At 64.2% G+C, this 19,523-nt stretch carries 15 protein-coding genes; 12 read left to right on the top strand and 3 right to left on the bottom strand.

All coding sequences use genetic code 11. The features are described from left to right. Window positions 1–69: 69 nt before the first annotated feature. The 5 genes from G3N95_RS11375 to G3N95_RS11355 all read left to right on the top strand — a co-directional run bounded on the left by G3N95_RS11375 (window position 70) and on the right by G3N95_RS11355 (window position 3,674). Window positions 70–1,407 carry a C45 family peptidase gene (locus tag G3N95_RS11375; protein WP_205970081.1) on the top strand — a complete coding sequence of 446 codons (1,338 nt, stop codon included), beginning with the start codon at window positions 70–72 and terminating at the stop codon, window positions 1,405–1,407. A gap of 331 nt (window positions 1,408–1,738) precedes the next feature. Next, window positions 1,739–1,990, top strand: coding sequence for a hypothetical protein (locus G3N95_RS11370; RefSeq protein ID WP_012400657.1), 252 nt, complete (start codon window positions 1,739–1,741; stop codon window positions 1,988–1,990). Window positions 1,991–2,077: 87 nt separating this feature from the next. Beyond that, window positions 2,078–2,308 (top strand): DUF2795 domain-containing protein, encoded by a 231-nt coding sequence (locus G3N95_RS11365; RefSeq protein WP_205970080.1) that lies wholly within the window; start codon window positions 2,078–2,080, stop codon window positions 2,306–2,308. Between the two features lie 25 nt (window positions 2,309–2,333). Further along, entirely contained in the window at window positions 2,334–3,206 is an 873-nt protein-coding gene (locus G3N95_RS11360) for an AraC family transcriptional regulator (protein ID WP_205970079.1), read from the top strand. A gap of 93 nt (window positions 3,207–3,299) precedes the next feature. Continuing rightward, window positions 3,300–3,674 (top strand): cupin domain-containing protein, encoded by a 375-nt coding sequence (locus tag G3N95_RS11355; RefSeq protein WP_205970078.1) that lies wholly within the window; start codon window positions 3,300–3,302, stop codon window positions 3,672–3,674. Between the two features lie 24 nt (window positions 3,675–3,698). On the opposite strand, the gene G3N95_RS11350 is transcribed toward G3N95_RS11355, so the two are convergent. Beyond that, window positions 3,699–4,319, bottom strand: coding sequence for a TetR/AcrR family transcriptional regulator (locus G3N95_RS11350; RefSeq protein ID WP_205970077.1), 621 nt, complete (start codon window positions 4,317–4,319; stop codon window positions 3,699–3,701). A gap of 307 nt (window positions 4,320–4,626) precedes the next feature. Here G3N95_RS11350 and G3N95_RS11345 point away from each other — a divergent pair, with 307 nt between their 5' ends. From G3N95_RS11345 to G3N95_RS11335, 3 genes are read left to right on the top strand one after another with little or no spacing between them, the layout of a single operon-like run. Further along, on the top strand, window positions 4,627–5,733 hold the full coding sequence (locus tag G3N95_RS11345) for an efflux RND transporter periplasmic adaptor subunit (protein ID WP_205970113.1): 1,107 nt from the start codon (window positions 4,627–4,629) through the stop codon (window positions 5,731–5,733). Further along, window positions 5,730–8,852, top strand: coding sequence for an efflux RND transporter permease subunit (locus tag G3N95_RS11340; protein ID WP_205970076.1), 3,123 nt, complete (start codon window positions 5,730–5,732; stop codon window positions 8,850–8,852). Before G3N95_RS11345 ends, G3N95_RS11340 begins: the two co-directional genes overlap by 4 nt. 2 nt (window positions 8,853–8,854) lie before the next feature. Further along, window positions 8,855–10,348 (top strand): efflux transporter outer membrane subunit, encoded by a 1,494-nt coding sequence (locus G3N95_RS11335; RefSeq protein WP_205970075.1) that lies wholly within the window; start codon window positions 8,855–8,857, stop codon window positions 10,346–10,348. Between the two features lie 327 nt (window positions 10,349–10,675). Here the strand turns inward: G3N95_RS11335 and G3N95_RS11330 are convergent, their stop codons facing one another. Further along, complete coding sequence (locus G3N95_RS11330; protein WP_205970074.1) at window positions 10,676–13,219, bottom strand: penicillin-binding protein 1A; 2,544 nt, start codon at window positions 13,217–13,219, stop codon at window positions 10,676–10,678. Window positions 13,220–13,835: 616 nt separating this feature from the next. Here G3N95_RS11330 and G3N95_RS11325 point away from each other — a divergent pair. The 3 genes from G3N95_RS11325 to G3N95_RS11315 all read left to right on the top strand — a co-directional run bounded on the left by G3N95_RS11325 (window position 13,836) and on the right by G3N95_RS11315 (window position 17,007). Continuing rightward, entirely contained in the window at window positions 13,836–14,501 is a 666-nt protein-coding gene (locus tag G3N95_RS11325; RefSeq protein ID WP_205970073.1) for a hypothetical protein, read from the top strand. Window positions 14,502–15,020: 519 nt separating this feature from the next. After that, on the top strand, window positions 15,021–15,701 hold the full coding sequence (locus G3N95_RS11320; protein WP_205970072.1) for a PspA/IM30 family protein: 681 nt from the start codon (window positions 15,021–15,023) through the stop codon (window positions 15,699–15,701). A gap of 97 nt (window positions 15,702–15,798) precedes the next feature. Beyond that, entirely contained in the window at window positions 15,799–17,007 is a 1,209-nt protein-coding gene (locus G3N95_RS11315) for a tetratricopeptide repeat protein (protein WP_205970071.1), read from the top strand. A gap of 104 nt (window positions 17,008–17,111) precedes the next feature. Here G3N95_RS11315 and G3N95_RS11310 read toward each other — a convergent pair whose 3' ends face one another. Further along, window positions 17,112–17,741 (bottom strand): TetR family transcriptional regulator, encoded by a 630-nt coding sequence (locus tag G3N95_RS11310; protein ID WP_205970070.1) that lies wholly within the window; start codon window positions 17,739–17,741, stop codon window positions 17,112–17,114. Between the two features lie 210 nt (window positions 17,742–17,951). On the opposite strand from G3N95_RS11310, the gene G3N95_RS11305 reads away from it, so the two are divergent. After that, entirely contained in the window at window positions 17,952–19,433 is a 1,482-nt protein-coding gene (locus G3N95_RS11305; protein ID WP_205970069.1) for an NAD(P)/FAD-dependent oxidoreductase, read from the top strand. Window positions 19,434–19,523 lie beyond the last annotated feature (90 nt).

Raw genomic sequence — 19,523 nt, 5'->3', positions numbered from 1 at the left:
CGCATCCCGTCACACACGGCGCTGAGCAACGCCGGCGGCGATGCCACGTACGTACGAACGGGAGCGAAGATGAGCAAACCGTCCATCGATGCCGTGCGCCGCGATCATGCGGGCTGGATCTTCGTGCACGTCGAAGGCGAGCCGTACGACCGTGGCGAACAGCACGGCCAGTTGCTTGCCGCCGAAATCCAGAACGCGATCCGCACCGCCCGCTATCTCGCGAAATGGGACACGGGCGAGGATTTCGACACCTTCGTCAATGCCGCCGTCGAGCAGTTCGCGCCGCGCATCGACAGCGAATACGCCGACGAAATCCAGGGTATCGCCGACGGTGCGAAGCTCACGTTCGCCGAAGTGCTCGCATGGAACGGCTACATGGATCTGCTGCAAAGCTGGTGGCCGCAGCACGCCGCCCAGCAGAAGCCGCAACTCGGGTTGAAGCCGTGGCGCGGCCGGCGCGGCCATCATTGCAGCGCGTTCATCGCGACGGGCAGCGCGACGCGCGACGGCCGCATCGTGATGGCGCACAACTCGTGGGACCGCTACGCGGCGGGCGACGCGTTCAACGTCGTGTTCGACATCGTCCCCGAGTCGGGCAACCGCATCCTGATGCAGGGGCTGCCCGGCTGCATCTCCAGCCTGACGGACTTCTGGGTGACGTCGGCGGGTCTGATGGTGACGGAGACGACGATTTCGAATTTCGCGGGCTACAACGCGTCGGGCGCGCCGGAGTTCTACCGCTCGCGACGTGCAACACAGTACGCGAACAGCATCGGCGAATGGTGCGAGATGTTCGCGCTGGCCAATAACGGCGGCTACGCGAACAGCTGGCTGATCGGCGATACGAAGACGGGTGAAATCGCCCGCTACGAACTCGGCCTGCACTACTCCGGCTTCGAAAGCACGAAAGACGGTTTCTACAGCGGCTACAACGCGGCCACCGACCTGAAGATCCGCAACCAGGAATGCACGGGCGAAGGCGAGGACTACACCGATGTGCGGAGAAATGGCGCGCGGCGGCTGCGCTTCATGCAGCTCGAAGAGATGCATCGTGGTCAGATCGACGTCGAACTGGCGAAGGCGATGATTGCCGACCATCACGACGTCTACCTCGATCGCCCCGACAACCCGTGTTCGCGCACGATCTGCGGCCACCTCGAACTCGACGACCAGCGTTTTGGCGGCTCGGATCATGGCCCGTTCAATCCGTGGGGCGCGAACGACGGCAAGGTCGTCGACAGCGAAATGGCGGGCGAAATGGCGTTCTTCGCGCGCTGGGGACATCCGTGCGGCCGGCCGTTCGATGCGCAGGCGTTCATGAAACGCCATCCGCAGTGGAACTGGCTGAACGGCTATATGCGCGACCGCCCGTCGTGGCCGTGGACGCGCTTCGAGGTGCTGCGCTGAGCGCGTGCTGCGTGACCGCGTGCGCTGCACGCCGGGTTAACGCGACCCGCTTTCTACATACGTGATGCCGCGTGCATGGCGCCCAGCCGCCCGGCGCCTCGCGATGCCACGCCCGGCCACTACGAAACCGCCTCAAACCTCCATCAACGCCGCGCCATATCCCTGCTTCCTTGCGCCTCTCCAGCGCTTGTAAAAATAACTGGCGTAATATGAGGGGGACGCGCGGTGCTCGCAGACGGCAACCGCGTGGGGCGGGCGCCTGAAATGGTTATCGAAATGGCATACCGCTTGCATGCAGTTCCTGCGCTGCCTGGCATAAGGAGGTCGAGCGATGAAAACCTCGACGCTGTTGATCATGGTGACGTTGTCAGCTTCGTGTTTCGCCGCGCCTGTGCATACCGCGACGGACGGCACGATCGACACGGCCGCCGCCCGCGCCAATGCCGCTCCCGTCGCGCCAGCCGCGCCGGACGTCGCGGCCCAGACCGACATCCGGCCGGAGCGATGGGAACACATTGCCCTACCCAAGTCGCGACACCTGGAGCGCGGCTTCGTGGCCCAGGACGAACATCTGCAGACATGACGGCGCGAATGTTGCGCGGCAATGCGCGATTCGATGGGCGGGTCGTCCCGCTCGCGTCGACAACTTTCAGAACAATGGAGCGCGAGCATGACGGAATCGGCTATTCCGGGTGAATCGATCGACCTGCAGATCGCAGATGTGCTGAACGGCGTCACCTATCCGCTCAACAAGGACGCACTCGTCGATGCCGCGCGCGAAGCCGGCGCGAGCAACGAAGTGCTGTCGATGCTCGACGGGCTGCCCGAGCAGGACTACGCGGACATTCAGTCGGTGACGAAGCTGATCGGCAGCAATTTCGGGCCGGGCCTTGGCATCTGACGGCGCGCGTCAACAGGCAGCCAGTATGCAGACAGTCGACGTGACGGCCGGGTCGAAGGCGAGCACGCCGACGCATACGCTTGCGCGCAATCACGACTGGATCCGGCGCGCGCCCGTGCAGGACGGCGTCGAACGCATCGAGGCATTTTTCCAGCACAACGGCTACGCGCTGCATCGGCACGACACGTACGCGATCGGCCGCACGCTCGCCGGCGTGCAGAGCTTTCATTACCGGCGCAGCGTGCGCAACAGCCTGCCGGGCGGCACGATGGTGCTGCATCCCGACGAAGTGCACGACGGCCAGGCAGGCACCGACGAAGGCTTCCGCTACCGGATGATTTACGTCGAGCCCGCCGTCTTTCAGGCGGCGCTAGGCGGCAAGCCCTTGCCGTTCATCGAAGGCGGGCTGTCGGACGATCCGCGTCTCGCCGGCGCGACGGAAGCGCTGCTGCAAGGTATCGACCGCGCGCTGGATCCGCTCGAACAGGACGACGCGCTGTTCGATCTCGCGCATGCACTCGACGCCGTGTCGGCTGGCCGCCCACTTCAGCGCCTGCGCCCGTCCGCCGATTTCCACGCCGCGCAGCTCGCGCGCGATTACCTGCACGCGTCGCTCGAGCGCCCCGTCACGCTCGACGAACTGGCCGCCGCGAGCGGACGCGACCGCTGGAGCCTGTCGCGCGATTTCCGCGCGTTCTTCGGCACGAGTCCGCATCGCTATCTGACCATGCGCAGGCTCGATGCCGCGCGTCAATCGATGCTGCGCGGCATGGCGCTCGTCGATGCCGCCGCTGCAACGGGCTTCGCGGATCAGAGCCATATGACGCGGCACTTCGTGGCCGCGTACGGCGTGACGCCCTCGCGCTGGCTGCGGATGCTCACCTCGAATCTTCGCTGAGCACGGCGTCGCGCGTTTGCACGAACGTTCAAGACGGCGGCATACGCGCGTCACTACACTCGCCGGCATTGACTTTCAACGAAAGGAAACGCCATGTCCGCCACACCCTATCAGCCGATCAATTTCGCCGACAAGCTGAGCCGTATCCACGATCAGTGGCAACCGCGCGTGATCGCCGAAATGAACGACTACCAGTTCAAGGTCGTGAAGATCGAAGGCGACTTCATCTGGCACGATCATGCCGATACGGACGAAACTTTCATCGTGCTGGAGGGCCAACTGCGCATCGATTTCCGCGACGGCGCAGTGCTGCTGTCGGCCGGAGACATGTTCGTCGTGCCGAAGGGCAAGGAGCACAAGCCCTACGCAGAAAAGGAAGTGAAACTGTTGCTGATCGAGCCGCGCGGCGTGAAGAACACAGGCAGCGAAACCAGCGAGCGCACGGCCGCCAACGATGTGTGGATTTGAGCGGCCGCTTGAAGGACGCTTGCGTCACTCCATCGACCGGCCGAACACCACGCGCGCAAAGAAACTGCCCAGCACTTGTTCCGCGCGCTCGCCGGAGAAGCGTTGCGGATCGACGGTGAAGAAGAACTGCATGCCGTCGCACAAGCCCATCAGACCCAGCGCCAGGGTTTCGGCCGGCAATGGCAGCGGCGTGCCGACGCGCACCGAAAACTCCGTGATGTACGCCGTCAGTTGTTCGAGCTTTTCGTGCATGAAGGCATTGAAGCGGACACGGAACCGCGCATCGCGCGCGGCGAGCAGCTTCGCTTCCACCCATAAGATGAAACACTTGTTCTCGCTCGGCATGCGGCTGTAGTAGCGCAGCACGCTCGCCTCCATTTCCTCGCGCGTCGCGTTCTCTTCGAAGATGCCTTGCAGATCCGCCTGCATCGACTCGTGATCGCGCCGCAGCAGTTCCAGAAACAGTTCCGGCTTGCTGCGGAAGTTCGAATAGAACGCGCCGCGCGTGTAGCCCGCCGCCTCGGCGATGTCCTCGACGCTCGCCGCGACGAACCCCTTCTTCATGAAAATGGCCTGCGCAGCATCGAGCAGACGCAGACGCGTCTGGTCTTTGCTCTGTTCGCGGGTGAGTCGTATGCGTTTCATATTTAACAGTCTAGCATCGATCCGACACCAGATTCAGTTTTGCATTCAGATACAGGTGTGTATTAAAATTCGCGTCAGCATCTAAAACAATCAGTGCAGCACCTGGTGAAGCGGCGCGCGTTTCGATGGGCCTTGAATCGAAGCGTGTGCGTTGACGCTACACCGCACGCCGTCGGTAGCCTCTGGCCTGCCGTATCCGTTTGCATCTCAGCCTGGGGGCATCGTGAATCGTTCCCGTCGTGGCGCGCCAGCTATCGCGCGCAAGCTGTTCCGCCCGTCCGCATCGACTCCATCGTCATCTTCATCGGTGGGCCGTACGACGCTCGCCGCGCTCGTTCTCGCCAGCACGCTGACACTCGCCGCCTGCCACAACAAGGAAGCCGCCGCGCCCGCGCCGCGCCCCGTGGTCGCCGTCGCCGTGCATGCCGATGGCCAGCCGCTGGCCGCGTCGCTGCCGGGTGAAGTGCAGGCGCGTTACTCGACGCCCCTTTCGTTCCGCCTGGCCGGCAAGATCGTCGAGCGGCGCGTGCGTCTCGGCGACGTCGTGCAGAACGGCCAGATCGTCGCGCGTCTCGATCCCGCCGACGCGCAGAAGAACGCCGCCAGCGCCGACGCGCAACTCGATGCCGCCCAGCACCGCCTCTTCTATGCGAAGCAGCAGCTCGACCGCGACCGCGCGCAGGCGCGCGAGAACCTGATTGCGCAGACACAGCTGGAGCAGACGGAAGACGCCTATGCGTCGGCGGCCGCGCAACGCGACCAGGCGCAGCAGCAGGCCGCGCTTGCAAAAGACCAGCTGCAATACACGACGCTCGCCGCCGATCACGCGGGCGTCATCACGGCCGAGCAGGCCGATACGGGGCAGAACGTGTCGGCTGGACAGGCCGTCTACAACCTCGCGTGGTCCGGCGATATCGACGTCGTGTGCGACGTGCCCGAAGGCGCGCTCGCGTCGCTGCACGTCGGCACGACGGCCACCGTGAAGCTCGGCGCACTGCCCGGCCGCACGTTCAACGCGCGCGTGCGCGAACTGTCGCCCGCTGCCGATCCGCAAAGCCGCACGTATCGCGCGAAGCTCACGCTCGATCATGCCGGCGCGGACGTGCGTCTCGGCATGACAGCCGACATCGACTTCGCACACGACAACACCGCGGCGCACGCCAGCCTCTATACGCTGCCCGCCACGGCCCTCTTTCATGACGGCACGCAGCCCGCCGTGTGGGTGGTGAAGAGCGGCAGCGATCAGCTCGAACTGCGCCGCGTGCAGGTCTCGCATTACGCCGAGCGGACCATTGCCGTCTCGCAGGGACTCAACGAAGGCGAGCGCGTCGTCTGGCAAGGCGTGCATACGGTGACGGCGGGCGAGAAAGTCCGCGTCGTGGCGCCCCTGCATCCCGAGGATTTCGCGTCATGAGCGGCACACACGACGAAGAAGGACGCTTCAACCTGTCCGCGTGGGCGCTGCGGCATCAGGCGCTGGTGGTGTTTCTGATCGCGCTCGCGACGGCGTTCGGCATTCTTGCGTACACGAAGCTCGCGCAATCGGAAGATCCGCCGTTCACGTTCCGAGTGATGGTGATCCGCACCTTCTGGCCCGGCGCGACGGCGCGCCAGGTGCAGGAAGAAGTCACCGACCGCATCGGCCGCAAGCTGCAGGAAACGCCTGCAATCGACTTCCTGCGCAGCTACTCGCGCCCCGGCGAATCGCTGATCTTCTTCACGATGAAGGACGCCGCGCCCGTCAAGAATGTGCCCGAAACCTGGTATCAGGTACGCAAGAAAGTCGGCGATATCGGGCAGACCTTGCCGCAAGGCATTCAGGGCCCGTTCTTCAACGACGAGTTCGGCGACGTCTACACCAACATCTACACGCTCGAAGGCGACGGCTTCTCGGCGGCGCAGCTGCACGACTACGCCGACGAATTGCGCACGGTGCTGCTGCGCGTACCGGGCGTCGGCAAGGTCGACTATTTCGGCGATCCCGACCAGCACATCTACGTCGAGATCACGAACACCCAGCTGACACGCCTCAACATTTCGCCGACGCAGCTCGCGCAGGCGATCAACACGCAAAACAGCGTGTCGCCGTCGGGCACGCTGACCACGCACGACGACCGCGTGTTCGTGCGTCCCACGGGGCAATTCAAAGACCTGAACGCGCTCGCCGACACGCTGATCCGCATCAACGACCGCTCGTTCCGGCTCGGCGATATCGCGACGATCAAACGCGGCTACGACGATCCGCCCGTCACGCAGATGCGCTTCGCGGGCAAGCCCGTGCTCGGTATCGGTGTGACGATGCAGAACGGCGGCGACGTGATCCGGCTCGGCAAGGCGCTCGACGCGAAGATGACGGAACTGCAGGCGCATCTGCCCGCGGGCCTGAAGCTCGTCGAAGTGTCGAGCATGCCGCACGCGGTCGCGCATTCCGTCGACGACTTCCTCGAAGCCGTTGCCGAAGCCGTGGCGATCGTGCTGGTGGTGAGTCTCGTGTCCTTGGGCGTACGCACCGGCATGGTCGTCGTGATCTCGATTCCCGTCGTGCTCGCCGTTACCGCGCTGTGCATGTATCTGTTCGACATCGGCTTGCACAAGGTGTCGTTAGGGACGCTGGTGCTGGCGCTCGGCCTGCTGGTCGACGACGCGATCATCGCTGTCGAAATGATGGCCGTGAAGCTCGAACAGGGCTGGAACCGCACGCGCGCCGCAGCGTACGCGTACACCAGCACCGCATTCCCGATGCTGACGGGCACGCTCGTCACCGTGGCGGGCTTTCTGCCGATTGCGCTCGCGAAGTCGAGCACGGGCGAATACACACGCTCGATCTTCGAAGTGTCGGCGATCGCGCTGATTGCGTCGTGGCTCGCGGCCGTCGTATTGATTCCGATGCTCGGCTATCACCTGCTGCCCGAACGCAAGCGCCAGGCGCACGAGCCCGAAGATCACGAGCACGACATCTACGAAACGCGTTTCTATCGACGCCTGACGGGCTGGATCAGCTGGTGTATCGAACGGCGCTACATCGTGCTCGCGATCACGGTGATTCTGTTCGTCGTATCGCTCGCGGGCTTCACGCTCGTGCCGCAACAGTTCTTCCCGAGCTCGGACCGCCCGGAGCTGCTCGTCGACGTGAGACTGCCCGAAGGCGCATCGTTCGAAGCGACCTTGCGCCAGGCGCAGCGCATCGAAAAGGCACTGGAAGGCCGGCCCGAAATCGATCATTCGGTGGACTTCGTCGGCTCGGGTGCGCCGCGCTTCTATCTGCCGCTCGACCAGCAATTGCAGCAGCCGAACTTCGCGCAGTTCGTGATCACCGCGAAGTCGGTCGAAGATCGCGAGAAACTTGCGCGCTGGCTCGAACCGAAACTGCGCAACGATTTCCCCGCGATCCGCACGCGCCTCTCGCGCCTCGAAAACGGTCCGCCCGTCGGCTACCCCGTGCAGTTCCGCGTGAGCGGCGACGACATCGCGACCGTGCGCTCGATCGCCGAGAAAGTGGCCGCGACGATGCGCGCGAATGCCGGCACGGCGAACGTGCAGTTCGACTGGGACGAACCCGCCGAGCGTTCGGTGCGCTTCGAGGTCGACCAGAAGAAAGCGCGCGAACTGGGCGTGACGTCGGCGGACGTATCGAGCTTTCTCGCCATGACACTGTCGGGCTATACCGTCACGCAGTATCGCGAGCGCGACAAGCTGATCAGCGTCGATCTGCGTGCGCCGAAAAACGAGCGCGTCGACCCGTCGCAACTGCTCACGCTCGCGATGCCGACGCCGAACGGCTCGGTGCCGCTGGGCACGCTCGGCCATATGCGCGACGACCTCGAATACGGCGTGATCTGGGAACGCGACCGTCAACCGACGATCACCGTGCAGTCCGACGTGCGCGGCAACGCGCAAGGCATCGACGTCACGCATGCCGTCGACAAACAGCTCGCGCAGATCCGCTCGACGCTGCCCGTCGGCTATCGCATCGAGATCGGCGGATCGGTCGAGGAAAGCGCGAAGGGACAGACGTCGATCAACGCGCAGATGCCCATCATGATCATCGCGGTACTGACGCTGCTGATGATCCAGTTGCAGAGCTTCGCGCGCGTGCTGATGGTGGTGCTGACGGCGCCGCTCGGACTGATCGGCGTGGTCGTGACGTTGTTGCTGTTCGGCAAGCCGTTCGGCTTCGTCGCGATGCTCGGCGTGATCGCGATGTTCGGCATCATCATGCGCAACTCGGTGATTCTCGTCGACCAGATCGAGCAGGACATCGCGCAGGGGCACAAGCGCTTCGATGCGATCGTCGGCGCGACCGTGCGGCGCTTCCGCCCGATCACATTAACGGCGGCCGCCGCCGTGCTCGCGCTGATTCCGCTGTTGCGCTCCAACTTCTTCGGACCGATGGCGACAGCGCTGATGGGCGGCATCACGAGCGCGACGGTGCTCACGCTGTTCTATCTGCCCGCGCTTTATGCCGCGTGGTTCCGCGTGCGCGGCAACGAGCGCGATCCGCGCCCGGCGCCGGGTGAACATTCGGGGAATTGATCATGAGCCTCTTTTCGATGACCCGCAGGTCTTGCGCAGTGGCCGTGGCTTCCGTGTTCGCGGCGGCCTGCTCGTTCGGACCAAACGGCAACCCACCCGCAATGCCCGAACCCGCGCATTACGGCGCCGCTGAGCAACCGGCGCAGACGGTGCCCGCGCAAGGCGTCACGCAGCAGTTCGTCATCGGTGCCAAGGCGGTGCCGGAATGGTGGCGCACGTTTCAATCGGATGATCTGAACGCGCTCGTCGACGAAGGCTTGCGCAACAGTCCGACGCTCGCCGCCGCCGACAAGAGTCTGACGGCGGCCCGCGAGCAGTTGCGTGCGCAGATCGGCAGCAACATGCTGCCGACCATCGACGGCGGCGGCCAGGCCGCGCGCCAGCGCGCGCTCGGCATTCCCGAGGCCGGGCCAAACACGTTTCTGTACAACACCTTCGTCGGGCAGTTGCAGGCGCAGTACACCTTCGACATCTTCGGCGCGGCGCGGCTCGCGAACGCGGCGCTGGCCTCGCGCGTGAACGTGCAGGCGTTCCAGTTCGATGCGGCGCGGCGCGCGCTCGCCGCGAACATCGTGACGGCGTCGGTATCCGCGGCGATGCTCGATGCGCAGGTGAAGACCACGGAACGCCTCGTCACGCTCGCCAACGAGCAAACGCGCGACACGCAACGCCGCTACGATCTCGGCGCGCTATCGCATAGCGATCTGCTCAATGCGCAGCAAAGTGCGGCGTCGCTTGCCGCGAGTCTGCCCGCCGCGCGCCAGCAACTGCTGACGACGCGCCATGCGCTCGCCGTGCTGCTCGGCCGTACGCCGGACGCCGCGCCGCCGCCTCTCGATCTCGCGTCGCTGCATGTGCCCGAACAGGTGCCCGTGTCGGTGCCGTCCGATCTGCTGAAAGCGCGCCCGGACATCGAGGCAGCCGACGCGACGCTGAAGGCAGCCGCCGCCGATGTCGGCGTCGCGACGGCGCAGATGTATCCAAGCATCACGTTGAGCGCATCGATGGGCCAGGGCGGCTTCAGCTGGCCCGTCGCGCTCTCGGGCGCGGGCGCGATCTGGAGCATCGGCGCATCGATCACGCAGCCGATCTTTCACGGCGGCGCGTTGTTCGCGCAGCGGCGCGCAGCGGTGGCTTCGTATGAAGCCGCAACGTCGCAATACAAGCAGACGGTGTTGGCCGCGTTTCAGAATGTCGCCGATACGCTGGCAGCGCTGGAACATGACGCGCAATCGCTCGATGCCGCGAATGTTGCCGCGCGCGCGGCGCAGCACGCGTTCGACGAAACGTCAGCACGGTATCGGCTGGGCGCCGTGCCCGTGACGTCGTCACGAGCCAGCGAGCAGCAGTATCAGAACGCGCGGCTCGACGAGATCCGTTATACGGGCGCGCGTCTGAACGACACGGCCGCGTTGTTTCAGGCGATGGGGAATCCGCCCGCGGATGTGGCGCACGCTGCGTCGGTCTCGACGGGTGCGGGATCCGCTGCGCAGTGAGCGACGTGCATCGAGTTATCCCCAGTTTCTGGGGATGATCTTGTTGAGATCGCCGGGACAAGCGGGATAAGTCATTGAGCCAGCGACGGATTTTTCCCGCGATGCAGATTGCGCTGCGGGTGCCTGAAAAACGGACGATGCGCGTTCAGCGAGGTTATCAACAGATTCTGTTGGCAGGGTTGTTGATAACACCTGGACATCTTCGCTAACCCGCTGAGCGCACAACGAAATCACCGAGTGGCGCGCACGCCGCCACTAGCGCAAAAGAAAACGCGCCCGTGATGTACACCACGGGCGCGTCTTTCACTACATCGAAACCTCAAACCATCAAGGCTTGTTCGACTCGAACAAATCCATGATCTGCTTCTTCTCCGTCGACGTGACGTTCGGCGGCGGCGCGGGCGGCGTCATCCCCGCAGGTCCCACCGCACCGACGGCATCGCCGCCGCTCGCCAGCGGATTCGCCGAATCCATGCCGATGCTCGCGACAAAGCCTGCGCCCGGCGTCATGTCCGCATAGAACAGTTCGCCATCGACGGTCGTCACGCCCGGCGGCACTTCCGGCTCGGCTTGCGGCACGCCGCGCAGTGCGCGCTGCATGTACTCGACCCAGATCGGCAGCGCCAGCTGCGCGCCGAATTCGCGGCTGCCGAGCGACTTCGGCTGGTCGTAACCCATCCACGCGACGGCCACCAGCGATTGCTGATAGCCGGCGAACCAGCCGTCCTTCGCGTCGTTCGTCGTACCCGTCTTGCCTTGCAGGTCGCTTCGATGCAGCACGTTGGTGCCCGCGCCCGTGCCCGCCGTCGCCACCGAATGCAGCAGGCTGTTCATGATGTACGCGTTGCGCGGCTCGAGCGTGCGCGGCGCATCGCGACCCGCCGTCAACGGCTGGGCGCGCGACAGCGGCTGGCCGTGCGCATCGTCGACTTCGGCGATCAGATACGGATTGATCCGGTAGCCGCCGTTCGCGAACACGCTATACGCGCCCGCCGATTGCAGCGGCGTGACCAGACCCGCGCCGAGCGCCATCGGCAAGTACGGCGGCGTCTTGTCGGCGTCGAAACCGAAGCGCTGCGTGACGAAGTCCTGCGCGTACTTCGTGCCGATATACGACAGGATGCGAATCGACACCAGGTTCTTCGACTTCTGCAGCGCGAGACGCATCGGCATCGGACCGTCGGGCTGGTCGTCGTCCTTCGGCTCCCATGCGTCGCCGCCCGGCGCGCTCGGCGGGAAGTACAGCGGCGCGTCGTTGATGATCGTCGCCGGTCCGAGGCCCTTGTCGAGCGCAGCCGAATAGATGAACGGCTTGAAGCTCGACCCCGGCTGACGCCATGCCTGCGTCACGTGATTGAACTTGTTCTTGTTGAAGTCGAAGCCGCCGACGAGCGAGCGGATCGCGCCGTCCTGCGGCGTCATCGACACCAGCGCGCCCTCCACTTGCGGCAACTGCGTGATCTGCCATTTGCCGTTCGCATCGGCCACCAGTCGCACGATCGAGCCTGGCCGGATCTTCTGCGCCTGCGCCGCACGCGCCGACAGCGAACCCGCGGCGAAGCGCAGGCCGTCGCCCGTCACGCTCGCCTGCGTGCCGTCGAGCAGTTGTGCCTTCACTTCCTTCGCCGTCGCCGACGTCACGACGGCGGCGACGATCTCGCCGTTGTCAGGGTGATCGTTCAGCGCGTCTTCGATCGCCTCGTCGCGCTCGTCGCCCGCAGCCGGCAATTCGACGAAGCCTTCCGGCCCGCGATAGCCGTGGCGGCGCTCGTAGTCCATCACGCCCTTGCGCACCGCGCGATAGGCGGCTTCCTGATCGGCGGAGTCGATCGTCGTCGTCACGTTGAGACCGCGCGTGTACGTTTCGTCCTTGTACTGCGCGTACATCATCTGGCGCACCATTTCCGCGATGTACTCGGCATGCACGCTGTACTCGTTGCCCGCCGTCTTCGTGCGAATCTCTTCCTTCACAGCCTGGTTGTACTGGTCCTGCGTGATGTAGTTCAGGTCGAGCATCCGCTTCAGGATGTATTCCTGACGGATCTTCGCGCGCTTCGGATTGACAACCGGGTTGTACGCGGACGGCGCCTTCGGCAGGCCCGCGAGCATCGCCGCTTCCGCGAGCGTGATGTCTTTCAGATCCTTGCCGAAGTACACGCGCGCCGCAGCCGCGAAGCCGTAAGCGCGCTCGCCCAGATAGATCTGGTTCATGTACAGCTCGAGAATCTGGTCTTTGGTGAGCGCGCGCTCGATCTTGTACGCGAGCAGCATTTCATAGACCTTGCGCGTGTACGTCTTTTCGCTCGACAGGAAGAAGTTGCGCGCCACCTGCATCGTGATCGTGCTCGCGCCCTGCGACGAACCGCCGTGCATGATGTCCGCGAAACCCGCGCGCAGAATGCCGATGAAATCGACGCCGCCGTGCTCGTAGAAGCGGTAGTCCTCGATCGCGAGCACCGCCTTCTTCTGCACGTCGGGGATGTCCTGGAAGCGCACGAGGCTGCGGCGCTCTTCGCCGAACTCGCCGATCAGCACATGGTCCGCCGTGTAGATGCGCAGCGGCACCTTCGGACGATAGTCGGTCAGCGCGTCGAGCGACGGCAGCTGCGGACCCATCACCACGAGCGCGTACCCGATGATCAGCGCGCCGACCACGGCAAGCGTCGCGAACAGCCCGGCGAACCACATCGCGATCGTGCCGCCTATCGAGCGTCCCCCGGAGCGCCCTCCACGGCCGCGCTCATCGCCGGCGTCTTCTTCGCGCTGCGCGTAGCGGTAATCGCGGCTCGGGTTGTCGTTGCTGCCGAAAGATGGCTCGCGGCCCGGATGCCCGGAGGAACTGGAAGAACTCGGTCGTTTGATAATTGGCATGACTGGAATGATGGGCGCGTCCTGCACGCCCGGTATGCACGCTTGGTGCGCTTGAATCGTGATCGTGGCGCCGTCCGCAGGTTAAGCGCAGCCGCGGCACCGTTGTGCGCCAGATCGGCGCCTTCGCGCCAGTCCGTTCAACGGCGCAGTCGTATGCCGCGTGGCGCGACGCTTCATACCCGGCGATTGCCTCCGCGCAGCACCGGCTGTTTTACCCCGTCCCAGCCGGTCGCACGGCGCGCCCGGGCAGTGTCTGGCGCAACGTAACAGCGCATTTTAAAGAAATCAAGCGGCGCCGATCGTGATTTTTTTGTAAGAATTCCCTCATGATTGCGCCCCGAAGTACGTAAATACACCGCGTTGCACCGCTCAGACCGGCTTGTGCGCCGCGCATGCGGTTATCAACAGAAAATGTGGAGAGGCCTGTGGACAATCCGCCCGGAAGCACGCCAACCCATTGATGTGACAGCCATTTTACGCCCACGCCCGATTTGCACCCGCGTGTAACCGCGCGCCGCGTTTTCGTCTTATGATGGTTCGACGCGCGACAAGCAGGATTCGCCGCCTGCCCGGATTCCACCGCAGTTCGACACCAACAAAGAACGCGAGCCGATCTATGAACAAGCCCAGCGAACGCATCGTCGTCTTCGTGACACCCGCCCAGAAACGCGCCATCTCCTCGACGGCCGAAAACCTCGGCATCAGCGTCAGCGAACTGATGCGCCGTGCGGTGCTGAGCTTCGGCGCGACCAGCGAACAGGTCAAGGCGGCGAGCATCGTCGACCGGCTGCGCGCGCCGCGCGAACCCGATGCGCTGAACGAAGCGCTGCAGCGTGTCGCGCGGTCCAGCAAGCATCTGCGGCAGGCTGCGCCGGCTGCGTTCAAGACGCCTGCGCTGCGCGACGCGCCCGCGCCGTCTGAAAACGATACCGGCTTCCCCGCCTCCGACACATCGCAAGAAGCGCTCGCCCCTATCGATCTCGCGCGCCCGTCGTCCGTTGCCGCTCTTTCTGCGCTCGACAGCATGGACGAAGATGCCGCCGGGCAGGCTGCAACCCAGGCCGCCGCCGAAGCAGCCGCGCGTGTCGCGGCCGCAAAAGCCGCCGCCCTCGCGTCCGCCGACGCAGCGGACTCGCCTCAAGCAGGCGCCGACATGCGCACGCCATCCAGAACCCCCACACTGCTCACATCGAAACGTAACGCAACTGGCAAGCGTCACCAGGAGCAGGACGACGACGAATCGGGCATCGATCCCGCCAAAGGCAGCGGCCGCTTCGCGTGAACGCCCAGCGGCGCGTCGTATCGTCGGCTATCCGAAAGAATCCGGCCATGCGTGTCCGCGCGTTTCGACACGCTTTGACAAACGCGCGCGCTGATTCGTTCATGTCGTTGCGCGCACTCTTCGACGCTGCAAAAGATTGCAAAGAGAGCCGCTAAAACACGCAGGAAATCGCACTTTAAGTCGGGTTTAAGTGTGCCCGTGGTGTAATATCCGCGAGCTGTTGAATACCCGCTCACTTATCGCCTGCAAGGTGCAGACGATGCGTCAACGGGTGCGAAGTGCGACGTTGCGGCGGCAGGTTAAATTTGCATGCCGCTATTGCAATCCGCCTGTGCGCCCCGATGTCAGGACCGGCTGCATGGTCATCCTGGAACCTGCGTGAACGGACGCATAGCGGATGACATGCAGCAGACCCGCAGCGTCGTGCACGGCGGCGTAAACTACGTGTAGTCGACGTCGTCACGCACCCTGTTCCACGCGCCGGGTATTCAGCGTCGATTTCAATCAATGGAGGGTTTCATGTCGCTTTTTGACAGCATCACGCGGACAGTCAAAGGTCTCTTGAACGACGCAGCCGATTCCGTGCAGGACCCGTCGCGTGATGCGCGCCAGATCGTGCGCGAACTCGACGACAGCATCGCGAAAGCGGAGAACTCGCTGATCGAGATCCAGGCGCAGGTCGCGACGCAGCAAAGCAAGCGCGACGTGGCAGCCGACAAGGCAAAGAAGTACGAAGACGGCGCGAAGCGCGCGCTGCAAGCCGGCGACGAAGCGCTCGCACGCGAGGCGCTCGGCGCACAGGCGACGGCGGAAGCCGAGCGCGATGCACTCGCGAAGGAACTCACCACGCTCGAACCTTCCGTCGAGCAGTTGAAGACGCAGATCGACGACATGCGTCAGCGCCGCAACGACCTCAACGCGCGCTCGAACATCCTGCAGGCCAAGCAGCAGATCGCGCAGGCCAAAGACACGGCGGCCACCGCGCTGGGTGGCATCGGCGGCAAGAATCTTGCTGAAGACTTCCAGAAGCTGGAGGACAAGGTCGCGCTGTCGAATGCACGTTCCGACGCGCGCCTGAATTCCGCCGACACGAAGAGCGGCAAGGCGCTCGACGACAAGCTCGCGGACCTGAATCGCGGACCGTCCGTCGACGACCGTCTCGCCGCGTTGAAGAAGCAGCTGGACACGCCTGCGCAGTAAGCGCAACAGGCGATGTGCCGCGCGTGTTTCGACACGAGGCCGCGCGGCACGGCAACTCGTTAGTATGGAGACGGGCGTCAATGCGCCCGGCCCGCACATGAAAAAATTTCTCGCAGCAGCCGGTGTTTCCCTGACGCTCTCGCTGATGCTGTTATCGGGTGCCGCGTTCGCGGTGCCGACCGCGACGCAGATCGAAACAACGATTCAACAGGGCGACTGGCAGAAGGCCGACTCGCAGTTGAACGAAGTGCTGAAGGCACATCCCGACAGCGCGCGCGCGCACTATCTTTACGCGCAGGTGCTCGACCGCGAAGGCCGCCCCGCCGACGCGCTCGCACAGCTTCAACAGGCAAAGACGCTCGACCCGCAAGTCCGCTTCACGGACCCCGGCCGCTTCGCGCAGACGGAAGCACGTCTGCGCGCCGACGCCGCGCGTGTCGGCGGCGGCAGTGGTGGCGGTGGTGTCACCCATCGCACCGGCAATCCGTTCGCGCAGCAGGAATCCGCGCCTGCCACGCAGTCGGCGATCCAGCAGGCGCCGCAGCGGCACGGCCCGTCGATGGGCATGTGGATCGGTATCGTCGTGCTGATCGCCGCGATCGCACTGATTCTGCGCTGGACCCTGCGCCGCGCGCGCTCGCAGGACGACACGCGCGCCAACGACGATCGCCGCGCGCAACTCAAGCGCGCCACCGATCTGCTCAACGACGTGCGTTCGCTGAAGCTCGACGTGAAGCTGTCGACGGCACCGGGACATGAAGCGCTCGAACGCGAAGTCGAAGGCGCGGAAACGCAGTTGCGGCAACTGGTCGAATCGCTGTCGAACAGCAAGAACCCGGTGCCGCCGTATCAGATCGAAGATCTCGAACGGCAGGTCGCGAGCCTCAAGGCCCGCGCCGAAGGCAGGCCCGATCCGAACGCGGCACCTGCGGCCTCGGCGGCGGGCGACTCGCCATATGCACGTGAAGCGAACGAGGCGTTTGGCCGCAGCCAGCAGCCGGGCTATCCTCCTCAAGCACCCTACCCGTATCCGCAGCAACAGCAGCCGCCCGTTATCGTGCAGCAAGGCGGCGGCTTCGGCAGTGGCATGGGCGGCCTGCTCACGGGCGTGCTGCTGGGCGAAGCGCTCAATTCCGGCAGAGATCGCGTGGTCGAGCGCGACGTGATCGTCGACGACGAATCGCGCAAACGCGGCGGCAACGACGCGGGCTCGATCGACTTCGGCCAGGGCACCAACGACTGGAACGACGGCGGCGGCGTGGACATGGGCAGCAACGACGACTCGGGTGGCTGGAACGATACCTGATGGCCTGAACTGCATATCATCTTCGGCTGAACGGCAGCAAACACGAAGGGCTCCTCACGGAGCCCTTTTTCATGATGCGTCGACACGCGATGCGATCGCACGCATCAGCCATGCGCCTCATGCTGCGCGAGCACGACGGCACCCGCGAACAGCCTGACGATGAAGCGCTCCGAGTAATCGATCAACGACTCGCGCTGCGCCGCATTGCCGATAAATTCGTGCGACAGATGAAAAAGCTGCAGCACGATCTGCGTGCAGATTTCTTCGACGGTCTCGCGCGGCAACGCAGGCATCAGATTCAATTGCACGACGTCCTCGGCCATCTCCGTCGACACTTCGTTCAGGTTGACGCGCACGGCCTCGCGCAGCACGGGCGACGTGCCGTGATACTCGGCCAGCGCGCTCAGGAAGGCCTCACGGTTGTCCAGCGCAAACGCAAAGAACGCAGCACATGCGCGACGAGGCATGCTATGCGGTTCGTCGTGCGCGGCGAGCCAGCGTTCGCGTCGCAGCATCGGCCGCAAACGGCGGCTGACCCATTCGACGGCTTCGCGCGCGAGATCGTCGAGCGTGTCGAAGTGACGATAGAAGGTATTCGGATTGAGTTCCGCTTCTCGCGCGAGTTCGCGCAACCCGAGACTCGTGAAGCTGCGGCCACTCGCCGTGAGCCGCAACGCTGCTTCGATCAGTTTGCGCTTGCCGGGCGCGAGTTCCGGTTCCGATGCGGGTTGCATGAGCGTCCGTTTAGCGATGCAATGTCAATGCAATACGGCCGATACCATGTCTCGGCCTTCGAGCGAGCACTGTACAACGATCTTGACGCGATGTGTACAGTTGTCTACCCTGCGCTTAAACCGTCGTAGACGGATGTAAATCAAACCACTTTCATCCTATTCGCCATCGAGAGTTTTCGGATTCCAACGATGCGCCGGAGCACCTCACCTATGCGCTCTTCCCCTCCCCCCGAACTGCGTATCGCGATCGTTGGAAGCGGCTTCTCGGGCATCGGCATGGCGATCCGGCTCAAGCGGCTCGGCTATACGTCGGTGACGATCTACGAAGCAGCCGGCGAGTTGGGCGGCACGTGGCGCGACAACGTCTATCCGGGCGCCGCATGCGATGTGCCATCGCATCTGTATTCGTTTTCATTCGAAGCGAATCCAGCGTGGTCGCGGGCGTTCAGTCATCAGCACGAGATACTGGCGTATCTGAAGCATTGTGCACGCAAGTATCAGGTAGACAGTGCAATTCAGTTCAATGCGCGCGTCATGGCTGCACGTTTCGATGAAGCGCGCCTCGTCTGGCAACTCGATATCGCGCGCAATGGCGTGCATGAGACCGTCGAAGCCGATATCGTGATCGCGGCAAGCGGTCCGTTGTCGCGCCCCGCTATGCCGCGCATCGACGGGATCGATGCGTTTAACGGCAAGATATTTCACTCGGCACGCTGGGATCACGACTATCCGCTCGAAGGCAAGCGCGTCGCCGTCATCGGCACGGGTGCGAGTGCAATCCAGTTCGTACCGCAAATCCAGCCGCGCGTCGCGCAGTTGCTGCTGTTCCAGCGCACCGCGCCGTGGATCATGCCCAAGCCCGACAAGCCGATCGGCGACCGCGCGCGCTGGCTCTTCAAGCATCTGCCGTTCACCCAACGCTTCGTGCGCAGTGCGATCTACTGGCAGATGGAGTCGCGCGGCATCGCGTTCTTCGTCAATCCAAGGCTCGTGAATCCCGCGATGAAATTTGCACGCAGCTATCTCCAACGGCGTGTGAAGGATCCTGCACTGCGCGCGAAAATCACGCCCGACTACAGGCTGGGATGCAAGCGTGTGCTGCTGTCGAGCGACTACTATCCTGCACTCCGTCAACCGAATGTGGATGTCGTGACGACGCCCATCCGCACCGTCGTGCACGACGGCATCGTGACGGCGGACGGCGTGCATCACCCAGTCGACGCGATCATCTGCGGCACTGGATTTCAGGTCAACGATGTCGGCGCACCATTCGACGTATCGGGCATCGGCGGCGCCGACCTTGGCGCGCTGTGGTTGCGTGACGGTCCCGAAGCGTACCTTGGCACGAGCATCGCGGACTTTCCGAACTTCTTCATGATGGCCGGCCCGAACACGGGCCTCGGTCACAACTCGATGATCTACATGATCGAGTCCCAGGTGCAATACATTGCCGACTGTCTGCGCGAACTGCGGCGCCGCGGCGCGCGCACGATGAATCTGCGTGCCGACGTGCAGCGCGCATTCAATGAACGGCTGCAACTCGACATGCGGCAAACAGTTTGGGCCAGCGGCTGCCATAGCTGGTATCAGACGAAGAGCGGCAAGGTGACCGCTATCTGGCCGGGTTTCACGTTCAGTTTCCGCCGCCGCACGCGACGCGTGCGCGGCGGCGAATACATCTATTCACGTTAGGAGTGTGCACCACAGACCGGCAATGCCATGTTGCAAACAACGGGAGACAAACATGAAGAACGTCGACACGAGCCCGTCAATGCATGCACC

The sequence above is a fragment of the Paraburkholderia sp. Tr-20389 genome (genome assembly GCF_017104565.1).
Lineage (GTDB): Bacteria > Pseudomonadota > Gammaproteobacteria > Burkholderiales > Burkholderiaceae > Paraburkholderia.
This window is presented reverse-complemented; position numbering and strand designations above follow the sequence as displayed.